Here is a 14,197-nt window from a genome sequence, read left to right as displayed (position 1 = left end):
GTGAACCCGCACGTCTTTATAGTGGGGTGCCAGAGGTCGGGGACCACGCTCCTGCAGAGGATGGTCGACGCCAACCCCAACATAGCCATCGTTCACGAGAGCCGGTTCGTCGACAGCTACTACCGGGACCGTCAGGGGCTCACCCCCGAGGGCAACGTGACCGGGGAGATCGTCCCGCTCATCGCCGAACACCCCAGGTTCGCGAAGCTGGGGGTGGATCGGGAGGGGCTCAAAAGCCTCCTCCCAGACGGCCGCGCCGTCCACTACCGGGACTTCTTAAGCGGCGTATACGACCTGCACGGACGGGCGCTCGGCAAGGAGGTCGTCGGGGACAAGACCCCGCGCTACGTGCGGAGTATCCCGGAGTTGCACGCGCTCTGGCCGAAGGCCAGGTTCTTGCACCTGATCCGGGACGGCCGGGACGTCTGCCTGTCGGCCCTTCAGTGGAGGAGCGGCGGCGAGCTCGCCCGTCGCTTCGAGACCTGGAAGACGGACCCCGTGGCGACGGCCGGCGTCTGGTGGGACTGGCTCGTGCGTCTCGGCCGCGAAGCGGGCCGGGACCTCGGCCCCGACCTCTACCGCGAGGTCCGCTACGAAACCCTCGTCGCCGAGCCGGCCGGAGAGTGCGAACGGCTCTGCGAATTCCTCGGCATCCCCTACGATGGGGCCATGATCCGCTTTCACGAGGGCAAGACGAAAGATCAAGGGGGTCTCAGCGCGAAGAAGGCGTGGTTACCGGTTACCGCGGGCCTGCGCGACTGGCGCGGGCAGATGGCGGAGAAGGACGTGGAGCGTTTCGAGGCGGCGGCGGGGGCGACGCTAGAGAGGTTGGGCTATCCGCGCGTCGTTGCCGACCCGTCTCCCCGGGCGGTGGAGCACGCCTTCAGGGTGCGCGCGGCGCTCGCGGCGTCCGGGGGACTATAGACTTATGGAGCGATGCGCGAAAGGTGCTGGCTGATTTGGTAGAAGAGTTCAAAGTCGGGGTCATAGGGGCCGGGTACGTCGGGCTCGTGACGGGGGCGTGCCTGGCCCAGATCGGGCACAGGGTAACGTGCGTGGACCGGGACGAGGACCGCGTGGCGCAGCTGTCCGCGGGCCGGGTTCCTATCTACGAGCCGGGCCTCGAGGAGATGGTAGTCCGCAACGCGCGGCGCGGCACGCTCTTTTTCACCGGGCCCGGGGGGCTTCGGGAGGTCGTGCGCGCGGCGGACGTCGTGTTTATCGCGGTGGATACCCCGCAGGGCGAGGACGGCTCTGCCGACCTCTCCAACGTGGCGGCGGTCGCGAAGAGCATAGGTAGCGTGCTCGCGGCCGCGCCAAGGGAGAAGCCGCTCCTTATAGTCAACAAGAGCACGGTGCCCGTGGGGAGCGGGGACTACGTCTCCATGCTGGTCTGCGACGGCATAGACGAGGCCGGAGGCGCCGGAGAGCCGGCGGAGTTCCGGGTGGTCTCCAACCCCGAGTTCCTGAGGGAGGGGAACGCGCTCTACGACTCGCTCTTTCCCGACAGGATCGTGCTCGGCGCCGACTCGCGCGAGGCCCTGGAAGCGATGCGCTCCCTCTACGACCCGATCATAGCCCAGAGCTTCCCGACGGACCTCGACCCACGCCCCAAGGTGTCGGTGCCGCTCGTCGTCACGGACCTTGCCAGCGCGGAGATGATCAAATACGCCGCGAACGCTTTCCTGGCTACCAAGATCAGCTTCATAAACGAGGTCTCGAACCTCTGCGAGCTCGTCGGCGCGGACGTCGCGAACGTCGCCGCCGGCATCGGCCTCGACGAACGCATCGGCCCGCGTTTCCTCGGGGCCGGCGTCGGTTGGGGCGGCTCCTGCTTCCCGAAGGACGTCGCGGCCCTGCGCTCCGTCGCCCGCGAGTACGACTACGAGCCCGTCCTCCTCGACGCCACGGTCGCCGTCAACGAGCGCCAGCGCCGGAGGGTGATCTCGAAGCTCCAGCACGACCTCCACACCCTCAAGGGCAAGCGCATCGCCCTGCTGGGCCTCGCCTTTAAACCGAACACGGACGACCTCCGGGAAGCCCCGAGCCTGCGGATAGCCGGAGAGCTCGACTCGCTGGGGGCCCGCGTCGTGGGCTACGACCCCGTCGCGGGGAAGGCCGCGGCCAGGCTCTCACCAGGACTCCGGGTGGTCTTCGACCCCTACGAGGCCCTCGCCGGGGCGCACGCGGCGGTGGTAGTGACCGAGTGGGAGGAGGTCCGGAACCTGGACCTCGAACGCGCCGCCTCACTAATGGACGACCCCGGGCTACTCGTGGACGGACGCAACACCCTCGACCCGGACGCGGTCCGGGCCGCCGGCCTCCTCTACCGAGGGTTCGGACGCTGAAGCGATTCGCTTTCAGCGAATCGCGCTGTCAGCCCTCAGCCCGCTTCGGCTTCGCCTCCGCTCTCAGCCGTCAGCGGTAAGCTTTCAGCAAGAGCAAAAGCTGATGGCTGAAAGCGGAGGCCTGCGGGGCAGGCCATAGCGGGCTGATAGCTGACGGCTCTGCAATCGCTTCGGGACGGGGTCGCGGGTTTACCCGGCCCTGTCTGCGCGGCGGGTGATGAGGAGGGCGCCGGCCAGCGCGAGGACCAGAACGGTCAGGACGCCGAGCTCGAGGATCAGGCTTTCGAACCGGGGCGTGCCGAGGTTCTGCTCTATGGAGGCGGTGACGGCCAGGATGCGCCTGACTACGGCTATCAGGCCGATCAGGAGGAAGGGTTCCGCCGTGACCTCCCGCTCCCTCACGATGGTGCCTATGGTCCCGAGGAGCTCGGCGAAGATGAAGATCAGGAGCACCTTGTCCAATACCTCCAGGGCGGTCTCTAGCGGCCCGAGCTCCAAGACCTCCGTGAGGCTGACGACGGCGGAGACGAAGACCATGACGATTGTCGCGAGCAGGAAGAGCGCAACCCCGTAGTAGGCGCCCCGCTCGGCCAGGTCTATGAACCTCGCCGGCCGCGGCCCCTGCCTCTCCCTGTCTGGCCGCCGCTCCACGGGCCTAGTGGTTGAAGTGCCTGCGGCCGGTGAAGACCATCGCCAGCCCGAGCCTGTTCGCCGCCGCGACGACCTCCTCGTCCCGGACGGACCCGCCCGGCTGTATTACGGCGGCGACGCCGTCTCTGGCGAGCGCCTCGACCCCGTCGGCGAAGGGGAAGAAGGCGTCGCTTGCGGCCACCGACCCTACCGCCCCGTCCCCCGCCTTCTTGGCGGCTATCTCCGAGGAGTCAACCCGGCTCATCTGGCCCGCCCCGATCCCAACCGTCGCCCCGTCTTTGACGAGGACTATGGCGTTGCTCTTCACGGTGCGGGCGACGCGCCAGGCGAAGAGCAGGTCGTCCATCTGTTCGGTCGAGGGCCGCTTCTCGGTTACCACCCTGTACTCCGAGCCGCCCTCGAGGGCGTCGGCCTCCTGCAGGAGCACGCCGCCGGTTACGCTCTTGGACGAGAGCGCAGGACGCGCGAGCGAACCGGCTTTCAGGACGCGCACGCTCGGTTTCGCGGAGAAGACCTCCCTGGCCTCAGGGGTGAAGCCCGGCGCGGCCAGTATCTCCGTGAAGACCTTCGAGATCTCCGCCGCCAACCCCCCATCGACCTCGCCGCTAAGGGCCACTATGCCACCGAAAGCGGAGAGCGGGTCGGAGGCGAGCGCCTTGCGGTACGCCTCAACCAGGGAATCGCCTACCGCCGCGCCGCAAGGGTTGGCGTGCTTGACGATCACAGCCGCGGCGGGCGCCTCGAGTTCCGTGAGATCTGAGAGCAAGGTCCTGGCGGCGTCGAGGTCGTAGAGGTTGTTGAAGGAGATCTCCTTCCCCTGCAACTTCTCCACCCCGGAGAGCAGATGCTCCTCCCCCTCTTCCGCGTAGTAGGCCGCCTTCTGATGCGGGTTCTCGCCGTAACGCAGGGACGACACCTTCTCGTACCGGACAAATCTCCGCTCCGGGAACTCGTCGTGGTCCCCCGCCTGGACCGCGAGCCACCCGGAGATCGCCGCGTCGTACTGCGCGGTCCTGCGGAACGCTGCCAGCGCGAGCCGGCGGCGGGTCTCTTCGGAGACCTGCCCCTCGTTTTCGAGCTCCGAGATGACCTCGTTGTAGAACGAGGACGAGGGGACCACCGTGACGCTCTTGAAGTTCTTGGCGGCGGCGCGGAGCATCGCGGGTCCGCCGACGTCTATCTGCTCTATCGCCTCTTTCTCCGAGGGGTCGGCGGCCACCGTCTCCTCGAAGGGGTAGAGGTTTATGCAGACGAGGTCTATGGGGCCTATGTCGTGTTCGACGAGTTGGGTTACGTGGTCGGGGTTTTCGAGGTCGGCGAGGATGCCGCCGTGGATCTTGGGGTGGAGCGTCTTTACCCTCCCGTCGAGCATCTCCGGGGCGCCGGTTATTTCGGAGACCTGGACCACGGGGATACGAGATTCTTCGAGGGCTTTAGCGGTGCCGCCGGTCGAGATGATCTCGAACCCTAAAGACGAGAGCTTGCGCGCGAACGCGGCGACCCCGCGCTTGTCCGAGACCGACACCAGCGCCCTACGCTTCATACAGCCACCTTTCCCCAGAAAAAGTCAGCGACCGCCCGCACGAGCAGCCTGTGCTCGACCGGGTGCAGCCGCTCCAGCAGGCTCTCCTTCGTCTCCCCCGGCAAGACCGGCACCGCCTCCTGCGCAACGACCGGCCCGGCGTCCACCTCCTCGACCATGAAGTGGACCGTAACGCCCGTCTCGGCGACCCCCGCCTCGAGCGCCCGCTCCACGGCACGCAACCCCCGGAACTCGGGCAGCAGCGACGGGTGCACGTTTAGGACAGCAGGGAAGAGCTCCAAAAAAGCGGGCGAGAGGACGCGCATGTACCCGGCGCCTACCACCAACTCCACGTCGTGGGCCGCCACCCGTTCGGCGAGTTCCCGGTCGAAGTCGTCCCTGCTCGTGTAGCCTGTTGGGTCCACGTGTTCAGCCGGGATGCCGGCCCGCCGCGCCCGCTCGAAGGCGAAGGCGTCCCGTTTGTCCCCGGCCACCACCGCGACGTTCGCGGGGTAGGCGTCGAGCAGGGCCTGGAGGTTCGACCCGGACCCCGAGGCGAGCACCGCGAAGCGGGAGCCCTGCGGCAACTCCTCAGGCAAACCGGACGCCCGGCTCTTCGACGACGGTACCTATCTTCCACGCCGCGCGTCCGGCGGTCCGGAGCGCCTCGACGGCCTTTTCGACACCATCCGGGGCGACTACCGCGCAGAAGCCGACGCCGAGGTTGAAGACGCGACGCATCTCGTCCTCGGGGACGTTGCCGAGGGATCTTATAAGTCCGAACACCGGCGGCTCCTGCCAGGAGCCAGCATCAAGCTCCGCGCCCAGGCCGCCGAGCGCGCGGGGCAGGTTCCCGACGAGCCCGCCCCCGGTGATGTGCGCCATCCCCCTTACCTCCAGCTCTTCGCGCAGGGCCAGGATCTCGCCGACGTAGGCCCGGTGCGGCTCCAGGTACGCCTCGCCGACGGTGCGGCCCAGCGACCGCGGCGCGTCGTCGTACGAGAGTCCCGCGTCCTGCAAGACCTTGCGGGCGAGGGTGTAGCCGTTGGTGTGGAGGCCGCTGCTCGGGAGCCCGATCACGGCGCCCCCCGGACGCACGCCCTCCCCGGTAACGACGTCCCCGCGCTCGCAGGCCCCGGTGCACACGCCGACCACGTCGAAGTCCCCCTCGCCGTAGAGGCCAGGCATCTCGGCCGTCTCTCCTCCTATAAGAGAGATCCCGAGTTCGCCGCACGCCTCCGCCGCCCCCCGAACCAGCGCCGCGACGGCCTCCGGGTCGAGCCTGCCCGTCCCCACGTAGTCCAGGAAGAAGAGGGGGCGTGCGCCCGTGGCGAGCACGTCGTTCGCGCAGTGGTTCACGATGTCAGCACCCAGAGAATCGTAGCGTTCGAGATGCCTGGCGACTAGAACCTTCGTGCCTATGCCGTCGATAGTGGAGGCGAGTACGGGTTCTCTGAGGCCGGCGAGGGCGTAGAGGCCGGCGAAGCCGCCGGCGCCCCCGATCACCTCCCGGCCCTGGGTCCTCTCGACGGCCGAGCGCATGAGGTCCACGGCCCGCTCCCCGCGCTCGATGGAGACCCCGGCAGACTCGTAGGAACCCGGACCTTCAGGCACCGGTCTCCCTCTCGTAGTAGAGGCAACGGAACGGCCCGACCGTCCCCCGGCCCGTCTCCCGGTAGCCGTTCTTCTCGTAGAGGCGTTGGGCGGCCACCTGCTGCGCGGTGGTATCCAGGTGGAGTGATGCGTAGCCGAGCTCGGCGGCGCGGCCGTGGAGCCTGTCGAGAAGTTCCTGGCCGATGCCCCTTCCCTGGAGGTTCGGGGAGACCCTCATGCGCGTCACCTGGGCCCGTTCGTCCGAGGTGCGCAGCAACGCGCCCATCGCGACGACCTTCCCTTCGAGGGTGCCGACGAGGAACTCGCCGCCGCCCTCCAGGTAGACGGATTCGATGGCGTCGAGGTCTTCGTCCCACGGTCCGCTCCCGAGGTGGGCGCCCACCTCGTTCAGGGCTTCGTCGTGCAGGTTACGCACGGCCTCGCGGTCGCCCGGCCGGTAGCGGCGGATGGTGAGGGTCTTGGCGGTCGCGGGCGTCACCGGCTCGGGATGGTCGCGTGGTGTGTCCGGTTTTCGAGGGCGAACTTCTCGGAGGTGCCGGTCGTCGGGTACTCCCCGTCGAAGCAGGCGCGGCAGAGGCGGTCCTTCGGTTGCTCGGTGGCCGCGACCATCGCGTCGGTGGAGAGGTAGGCGAGGGTGGTTGCCCCGATCTGCTCGCGTATCTCCCCCACCGTGTAGTTGGCGCCGACGAGCTGATCGGGGCTGTCCATGTCTATGCCGTAGTAGCAGGGGCCCGTGATCGGCGGCGAGGAGACCCGGAAGTGGACCTCCTTGGCCCCAGCCTCGAAGAGGAGTTCGACGAGCTTGCGGCTAGTGTTCCCGCGCACGATGGAGTCGTCGACCACGACGACCCGCCTGCCCTCGATCACGGACGGCAGCGGGTTCAGTTTCAGCCTGATGCCGAGCTGGCGCATCCCGTCGGACGGCTGGATAAACGTCCTGCCGACGTAGCGGTTCTTTATGAGGCCTTCCGCGTAGGGGATGCCGCTCCGCTGCGAATAGCCGATGGCGGCCATCATCCCGGAATCTGGAACCGGGATCACCACGTCCGCCTCGACCGGCGCCTCGTCCGCGAGCAGCTCCCCCATCCGGTGGCGGCTGCCCGCCACCTCGCTGCCGTCGAAGCGGGAGTCCGGCCGGGCGAAGTACACGTACTCGAAGACGCACAACGCGCGGCGCGGGCTCTCCGAGCGAAAGCTCGTGAGCCCGTCGTCGTCCATGACCACGACCTCGCCGGGTTCCACCTCGCGCAGGAACTCGGCGCCTATGATGTCCAGGCCGCACGTCTCGCTGGAGACGGCGTATCCGCCGTCGATCCGTCCGATGGCGAGCGGGCGGAAGCCGTGCGGGTCGCGGAAGGCGACCAGTTTGTCCCGGAAGATCATGGCCACGGAGTAGGCACCGCTCAGCCGGTGCATCGCCTCCCGCACCGCCTCCCCGACGGAGCGGCCGCGCTCCAGCTCCCTCACCGCCGCCGCCGCGATGTACGTCGTGTCCGAGGTCGAGTTGAACTTGAACCCCTCCTCGGCCAGCTCCTCCCGCAAGGACTTCGCGTTTACCAGGTTCCCGTTGTGGGCGACGGCGACGTTCACCTCGCCGCGGCCCACGAACTCCGGCTGGGCATTCTCCCACGACGCGGAGCCCGTCGTCGAGTAGCGGACGTGGCCGAGGGCGATGTGGCCGGACTCCAACGCGGCGAGGCGCGGGCCGTCGAAGACCTGGGAGACGAGGCCCATGTCCCTGAAGGCGGTGGTCCGCTCGCCGTCCGAGATCGCGATGCCGGCCGACTCCTGGCCCCGGTGTTGGAGGGCGTAGAGGCCGAAGTACGTGCGCTGGGACAGCTCGCCGGCCAGCTCGCGGGAGTAGATCCCGAAGACCCCGCACGCCTCCTTCGGCTTGCCGTCCGTATCGCGGTAGTCCTGCTGCAAAACGTCCACCTTCCGGTTCCTAGATCCTGTCCAGATCCGCCACGGTCATCCCGCCGCCGGCGCTCCCGGTGTTTACCGTAGAAGCCGGCTCGAAGAGCATAACGTGCGCCTCTTCCTCGGCGACCGGCCTGTGCTCCACCCCGCGCGGCACCACCACGAACTCCCCCGGCTCGATCCACTCTTCCCGATCCCGGTACTCCATCCGAAACCGGCCCCCCACCACCAGGAACAGCTCGTCCTCCTCATCGTGGTGGTGCCAGACGAACTCTCCCAGAAGCTTCACCAGCTTCACGTGCTGCCCGTTCAACTCGCCCACTACTTTCGGGCTCCAGTGCTCGTCGAAGCGCGAGAGCTTCTGCTCAAGGTTTACCTTCTCCGGGTTCATCCGACCGCCTCCGATCCGCCAACGACCTCGCCCGGGATGCCGAAGAGATCCTGTCCGTAGGCCTCCCTCAACTCGTCGATTCCGACGTCTATCAGGCCGGGGAGGATCAGGCGGTCGCCGCCCACGCGGGCGATGCTGTCGTAGGGTACGTCACGCAAGGCGTTTTGCAGGGCGACCCACCGCTCTTCCGGCACGGCGACGATGAAACTCAGGCCGTTTTCGCCGAACAGCCCCACGTCCGCCCTGCCGCCACCCTTGCCACCGACCAGCGGCTCGACCTCTACCTCTTCGTAGTCTATTCCGAGGCCGCCCGCGAGCGCCATCTCGGCCAGGGCGACGATCTCGCCGCCGGCGGAGACGTCGTGCGCGGTGTCTATCATCCCCTCAGATATCAGATGCCGCACGAGATCCGCGTACCTTTTCTCGGAGGCCAGGTCGGGGGCTGGAGGCACCCCGACTGCTCTCTCGTTGGCTATCTCCAGGTAATCCGAACCGGCGAGCGAGGCCCGCCAGCCCCGACCGATGGCGACCACGATGTCCCCCTCCCGCTTGAAGCCGGGCGTCGCGTAACGACTCACGTCCTCGAAGACGCCAACCATGCCGACCGTTGGCGTCGGGTAGATAGGTCCCCGGTCCGTCTCGTTGAAGAGGCTGACGTTCCCGCTCACGACGGGCGTCCCGAACGCCTCGCACGCCTCGGACATCCCCTCGATGCACTCGGCGAGCTGGTAGTAGCCCGCTCGCTTTTCGGGGCTGCCGAAGTTGAGGCAGTCGGTGACAGCCACCGGCTCCGCCCCCACGCACGAGAGGTTCCTGTACGCCTCGGCGACGGTGGCCGCCCCGCCGCCGCGAGGGTCGAGGTAACAGTGGCGTCCACGGCCGTCGGTGGTGACGGCGAAGCCTCGCTTCGTGCCCTTGATCCGCATGACGGCGGCGTCGGCACCGGGCAGGACGACGGTGTCCGTGCCGACCTGGTGGTCGTACTGGCTGTAGATGGACCGGCGAGACCGCAGGTTCGGATGCGAGAGCATCTTGAGCAAGACCTCGTTGTAGTCCTCGGGCTCGGGGATCTCCGCCACGTCGAACTCCTGGACCTCGTCCAGGTACGCCGGCCTGACGACCTCCCGCTCGTAGACGGGGGCGTCGGCGAGGTGTTCGGCCGGGACGGTTCCCACGACCTCGCCGTTCTCGACCACGCGAAGGTCGCCGTGGCCCGCGACGCGCCCGACGACGGTGCCGCCGATGCCGTAGCGCTCGGCCAGGGCCAGCGCCTCATCGACCCTCTCGGGCTCGACGACGGCGAGCATCCGTTCCTGGGACTCGGAGATCATGACCTCCCACGGCTCCATCCCCGTCTCGCGCCTCGGCACCTTCTCGACCTCGATGTCGATCCCGACCCCGCCACTCGCGGCCATCTCGGAGGCCGAGGAGGTAATGCCGGCGGCCCCGAGATCCTGCAGTGAGACGAGCAAGTCCTGCTTGAGCAACTCCAGGCAGCACTCTATGAGCATCTTCTCGGCGAACGGGTCCCCGACCTGTACGTTCGAGCGCCTGGACTCGGACTCCTCGGTGAGCTCGTCCGAGGCGAAGGTGGCCCCGTGGATGCCGTCGCGGCCCGTCTTCGAGCCGAGCAGGACGACGGCGTTCCCCTCGCCCGTGGCGCGGGAGCGCATCAGGTCCTCGACCCGGATGAGCCCGACGCACATCGCGTTGACGAGAGGGTTCCCCGAGTAGGCCGGCGAAAACTCGACCTCTCCGCCAACGGTCGGCACCCCCACGGCGTTCCCGTAGCCGCCGATGCCCCGCACTACCTCCCTGAACAGGTAGCGGTTCCTCTCCTCCCCCAACGGTCCGAAGCGCAGGGAATCGAGCAGCGCCACCGGCCGCGCGCCCATCGCCAGGATGTCGCGGATGATGCCGCCGACGCCCGTAGCAGCCCCCTCGTAGGGTTCGACGGCGGAAGGGTGGTTGTGGCTCTCCATCTTGAACGCGAGCGCCCACCCGTCCCCCACCTCGACCACGCCCGCGTTCTCGCCGGGTCCCTGCAGGACCCGCGGCCCCTCGTTCGGGAAGCGCCGCAGGAGCGGGCGCGAGTTCTTGTAGCCGCAATGCTCGCTCCACATCACGGAGAACAGCGAGAGTTCCAGGTAGTTCGGCTCCCGGCCCATAAGCCCCAGGATGCGTTCGTACTCGCCATCCGAGAGGCCGAGGGCGCTGTATGTCTCCTGGATATTCAGACGCCCGCTCCGACCAGCACGGAGCGCAGGATCTTGAGCCCCTCGTCCGAGCCCAGCGCCGGGTCCGAGACCCGCTCGGGGTGCGGCATGACCCCTACGACGTTCCGCCCCTCGCTGCAGACCCCCGCGATGTCGTTGGCCGACCCGTTCGGGTTCTCCACGTAACGCAGCACCACCCGGTCCTCGTCCTCCAGGCGGGCGAGCGTCTCGGCGTCCGCGAAATAGTTCCCCTCGTTGTGGGCGACCGGCAGCGTAAGCTCCTCGCCCACCTCGCCCCCCGCCGTCCAGGGCGTGCCCGTCGTCTCGACCCGAACCCGCACGCGGTCGCAGACAAAGCGCATGTGCGTGTTCTGGAGAAGCGCCCCCGGCAGCAGGTGGGCCTCGCAAAGAACCTGGAACCCGTTGCAGACGCCGAGGACGGGACCTCCCTCGTTCGCGAACTCCTCCAGGGGCCCCATCACGCCGGCGAAGCGGGCGATGGCGCCGGGACGGAGGTAGTCGCCGTACGAAAACCCGCCAGGCACGATCACGGCGTCGACCCCCTTCAGGTCCGCCTCGGCGTGCCAAAGCCCGACCGGCTCCGCCCCCATCCTCTCGACCGCGTAGAGCGCGTCCCTGTCGCAGTTGGATCCCGGAAACACGGTAACCCCGATCCTCACGAGACCACCTCCCACTCGTACTCCTCGATGGTGGGATTGGAGAGCAGCCGGCGGCACATCGCGTCGACCTCGTCCGCGCTCTCGACCTCCATCTCGATCAGACGCCCGATATGCACGGTCTTGACCCCACCGAACCCCAGGGCGGGCAGGGCTCCACGAACGGCTTCGCCTTGAGGATCCAGGATGCCTTCCTTGGGACGGACGAGGACACGAACTTTCAAGCTGTCAGCCATCAGCTATCAGCCTTCAGCTTTTTGCCGTTCGTGGCGCGACTTGGCACCGCACGACGAACCTGCCTCGTAGAGGCATCGCTTTGCACCGATTCCGGCGAAAAGACGTTCAACTATCGTCCCCTTCTCTGGCTGACTGCTGACCGCTGATAGCTGATGGCCGCCCCGTCACTCGACGGAGCATCTCGGCGTACGCCTCCTCCATCCCGCCGAGGTCCCTTCGAAACCGGTCCTTATCCAACCTCTCGCCCGTCTCCTTGTCCCAGAAGCGGCAGGTGTCGGGGGAGATCTCGTCTGCCAGCATCAGCTGGCCGTCCGCGTCGCGGCCCACCTCTATCTTGAAGTCCACCAGCGTGACGCCCCTCTCGTCGAAGAAGGGGGCCAGGATGCCGTTTACCCTGAGGCCGAGCTCCTCGCAGAACTCGAGGTCCTCGTCGGAGACGCCGAGCTCGCGGAAGTGGTGCCAGTTCAGGAGCGGGTCTCCCAGAGCGTCGTTCTTGTAGCAGAGCTCCACTATGGGCGCCTTGAGCCTGCGCCCTTCCTCGAACCCGAGCAGGCGAGAGAGCGAGCCCGCCGCGAGGTTGCGGACTACGACCTCGACGGGGAGCATGGTCAGCTTTTTTGTCTTTATGGTCGTCTCGTCTACCTGCTCCACGAAGTGGCTCGGGACGCCGTTCGCCTCGAGGTAGGTGAACATGGCGGCGCTCATGGTGGCGTTGGTCCTGCCCTTGTCCTTCCACGAGCCGCGCTTCTGGGCGTTGTAGGCCGTTGCGTCGTCCTTGTAGCGGTGGAGCAGGACCGCCTCGTCGTCCGTGGCGAAGACTCTTTTCGCCTTGCCCTCGTAGAGAAGGGTCTCAGGCATCTTCCAACCTCTCCTTCAGCTTCTCCACCCGCTCGAAGACGACGTGGGCGTTGCGGAGCGCGTGCGCCGGGTCGAAGAGCTCGTCCAGGTCACCATCCAGATGTTCGCGGACCTCTTCCCGGCTCTTTAGGAGCTCCCTGAAGCCGCCCTCGCCCTCCCAGGCCCGCATCGCGGCCCCCTGGACGACCGCGTAGGCGTCGTCGCGGGCCATGCCCGCCTCGACGAGGGCGAGCAGGACGCGGCCCGAGAAGACGATGCCGCCCCCGATGTTGAGGTTCTCCAGCATCCTGTCCCGGTGGACCTGGAGGCCGCGCAGGACGCGCTGCGTCGTGCGCAGCATGTAGAAGGCCAGGATGGTGGCGTCGGGCAGGACGACGCGCTCTGCGGATGAGTGGCTTATGTCGCGCTCCTGCCAGAGGGCGTTGTTCTCGAAGCCCACTTGAGCGTAGCCGCGCATCAGGCGGGCCATGCCGCAGAGACGCTCGCAGAGGATCGGGTTCTTCTTGTGGGGCATCGCCGATGAGCCCTTCTGGCCGCGCCCGAAAGGCTCGGAGAGCTCCCGGATCTCCGTCCTCTGCGCCCCCCGTACCTCGAGCGCGATCTTCTCCATCGTCGAACCGAGGATAGCCAGCGCGGACAAGACCTCCGCGTGCCGGTCCCGCTGCACTACCTGCGTCGAGGCGGGTGAAGACGAGATGCCGAGGTTCTCGCAAGTCAGGGCTTCGACCTTCGGGTCCACGTTCCCGTAGACGCCGACGGCGCCGGAGATCTTGCCGACCGAGGCCGCCTCCTCCGCCCGCCCGAGCCGCTCTAAATTCCGTTCCATCTCGAAGGCCCAAACGGCCAGCTTGTGCCCCAGCACCATCGGCTCCGCGTGGACCCCGTGCGTCCGCCCGACCATGACGGTCTCGCGATGCTCCAGCGCCATCTCCGTTAGCAGCAGCGTCATATTCTTCGCCTCGCCCCGGATAAGTTCCAGGGCGTCCCGCAGTTGCAGGGCCCCGGCCGTGTCCAGCACGTCCGAGCTCGTAAGGCCGAAGTGGAAGTGGCGGGCGACGTCTCCCGCGTTCTCCGCGACGTTCGTCACGAAAGCGATGACGTCGTGGTTGGTCTCTTCTTCGATCTCGTGGATGCGCTCCACGGAGAAATCCGCCTTATCGGCCAGCTCCTCGACTTCTTTGGATGGGATCTCGCCAAGCTCCGCCCTCGCCCGGCAGACGGCGATCTCGACTTTCAGCCAGGCCCGGTACTTCGCCTCTTCCGTCCAGACGCTGCCTATCTCAGGTAGGGTGTAGCGTTCGATCATGCGTGGCTCCTGAACCTCTGACGACCAGAACGCCTCCGAACGACGAAGAGGAGGAGGACCGTATCGACGAGAATAGCGTAGCCGGCGGCAAAACAGAGCATTATCGCCAGAGAGCCGCCCCCGCCCGGGTCTCCAAAATCCACCAGCGCCACCAGCAAAGCGCTCAGGGGGACGAACAACGCGTAGAGTAACGCGCACCTTCGCAAATGATCCACGATACGCGGCCGTCGTAACCCCTCTAATTGGAGTAGCGCTCGCGCCCCAATGTAGAGAATGGTTCCGGCGACCAGCAATTCCGCGCCTACGAACAGAAACACGGGTACGTCGTAACCCCATATAGACTCCAGAGTCCTTGCCGTCAGCAGCGCCGTAAGGATCGCGGCCAGAAGAACCGCGACGTAAGCCAGGGGGGAGAAGATCTTGACCACTACTCCTCGACTCTGCGCCGCCGACATTT

15 protein-coding genes are annotated in these 14,197 nt (G+C 67.4%); 2 read left to right on the top strand and 13 right to left on the bottom strand.

The annotated features are described in order from the left end of the window. Nucleotides 1–924, top strand: a complete 924-nt coding sequence (locus GBA63_RS07480; RefSeq protein WP_166174880.1) for a sulfotransferase family protein — start codon at nucleotides 1–3, stop codon at nucleotides 922–924. Nucleotides 925–959: 35 nt separating this feature from the next. After that, the gene (locus GBA63_RS07475) at nucleotides 960–2,348 is read left to right on the top strand and encodes a UDP-glucose dehydrogenase family protein (protein WP_166174878.1); all 1,389 of its coding nucleotides are present in this window, start codon (nucleotides 960–962) and stop codon (nucleotides 2,346–2,348) included. 189 nt (nucleotides 2,349–2,537) lie between these two features. Here the strand turns inward: GBA63_RS07475 and GBA63_RS07470 are convergent, their stop codons facing one another. From GBA63_RS07470 to GBA63_RS07410, 13 genes are all read right to left on the bottom strand, one after another. Beyond that, complete coding sequence (locus GBA63_RS07470; protein ID WP_166174876.1) at nucleotides 2,538–2,999, bottom strand: phosphate-starvation-inducible PsiE family protein; 462 nt, start codon at nucleotides 2,997–2,999, stop codon at nucleotides 2,538–2,540. 4 nt (nucleotides 3,000–3,003) lie between these two features. After that, on the bottom strand, nucleotides 3,004–4,542 hold the full coding sequence (gene purH, locus GBA63_RS07465; protein WP_166174874.1) for a bifunctional phosphoribosylaminoimidazolecarboxamide formyltransferase/IMP cyclohydrolase: 1,539 nt from the start codon (nucleotides 4,540–4,542) through the stop codon (nucleotides 3,004–3,006). Beyond that, nucleotides 4,539–5,120, bottom strand: a complete 582-nt coding sequence (gene purN, locus GBA63_RS07460) for a phosphoribosylglycinamide formyltransferase (protein WP_166174872.1) — start codon at nucleotides 5,118–5,120, stop codon at nucleotides 4,539–4,541. The genes purH and purN overlap by 4 nt, the downstream gene beginning before the upstream one ends. After that, on the bottom strand, nucleotides 5,113–6,135 hold the full coding sequence (purM, locus tag GBA63_RS07455) for a phosphoribosylformylglycinamidine cyclo-ligase (RefSeq protein ID WP_166174870.1): 1,023 nt from the start codon (nucleotides 6,133–6,135) through the stop codon (nucleotides 5,113–5,115). The genes purN and purM overlap by 8 nt, the downstream gene beginning before the upstream one ends. Then, on the bottom strand, nucleotides 6,128–6,613 hold the full coding sequence (locus GBA63_RS07450) for a GNAT family N-acetyltransferase (RefSeq protein ID WP_166174868.1): 486 nt from the start codon (nucleotides 6,611–6,613) through the stop codon (nucleotides 6,128–6,130). Before GBA63_RS07450 ends, purM begins: the two co-directional genes overlap by 8 nt. Continuing rightward, complete coding sequence (gene purF, locus GBA63_RS07445; RefSeq protein WP_228282363.1) at nucleotides 6,610–8,061, bottom strand: amidophosphoribosyltransferase; 1,452 nt, start codon at nucleotides 8,059–8,061, stop codon at nucleotides 6,610–6,612. The genes GBA63_RS07450 and purF overlap by 4 nt, the downstream gene beginning before the upstream one ends. Nucleotides 8,062–8,080: 19 nt before the next feature. After that, complete coding sequence (locus GBA63_RS07440) at nucleotides 8,081–8,446, bottom strand: cupin domain-containing protein (protein WP_166174864.1); 366 nt, start codon at nucleotides 8,444–8,446, stop codon at nucleotides 8,081–8,083. After that, nucleotides 8,443–10,677, bottom strand: coding sequence for a phosphoribosylformylglycinamidine synthase subunit PurL (purL, locus tag GBA63_RS07435; RefSeq protein ID WP_228282496.1), 2,235 nt, complete (start codon nucleotides 10,675–10,677; stop codon nucleotides 8,443–8,445). Before purL ends, GBA63_RS07440 begins: the two co-directional genes overlap by 4 nt. A 2-nt stretch (nucleotides 10,678–10,679) precedes the next feature. Beyond that, entirely contained in the window at nucleotides 10,680–11,342 is a 663-nt protein-coding gene (purQ, locus tag GBA63_RS07430; protein WP_166174862.1) for a phosphoribosylformylglycinamidine synthase subunit PurQ, read from the bottom strand. Continuing rightward, a complete protein-coding gene (purS, locus tag GBA63_RS07425; RefSeq protein WP_166174860.1) occupies nucleotides 11,339–11,575 on the bottom strand; it encodes a phosphoribosylformylglycinamidine synthase subunit PurS in 237 nt (78 codons plus the stop codon). The genes purQ and purS overlap by 4 nt, the downstream gene beginning before the upstream one ends. 106 nt (nucleotides 11,576–11,681) lie before the next feature. Beyond that, on the bottom strand, nucleotides 11,682–12,434 hold the full coding sequence (purC, locus tag GBA63_RS07420) for a phosphoribosylaminoimidazolesuccinocarboxamide synthase (RefSeq protein ID WP_166174858.1): 753 nt from the start codon (nucleotides 12,432–12,434) through the stop codon (nucleotides 11,682–11,684). Next, nucleotides 12,427–13,740 (bottom strand): adenylosuccinate lyase, encoded by a 1,314-nt coding sequence (gene purB, locus GBA63_RS07415; protein WP_166174856.1) that lies wholly within the window; start codon nucleotides 13,738–13,740, stop codon nucleotides 12,427–12,429. Before purB ends, purC begins: the two co-directional genes overlap by 8 nt. Beyond that, on the bottom strand, nucleotides 13,737–14,195 hold the full coding sequence (locus tag GBA63_RS07410; protein WP_166174854.1) for a hypothetical protein: 459 nt from the start codon (nucleotides 14,193–14,195) through the stop codon (nucleotides 13,737–13,739). Before GBA63_RS07410 ends, purB begins: the two co-directional genes overlap by 4 nt. Between the last annotated feature and the right edge of the window lie 2 nt (nucleotides 14,196–14,197).

It is taken from the genome of Rubrobacter tropicus (assembly GCF_011492945.1).
GTDB lineage: Bacteria > Actinomycetota > Rubrobacteria > Rubrobacterales > Rubrobacteraceae > Rubrobacter_D > Rubrobacter_D tropicus.
Note: the sequence above shows the minus strand (reverse complement) of the source record. Positions and strands in the feature narration are given on the sequence as shown.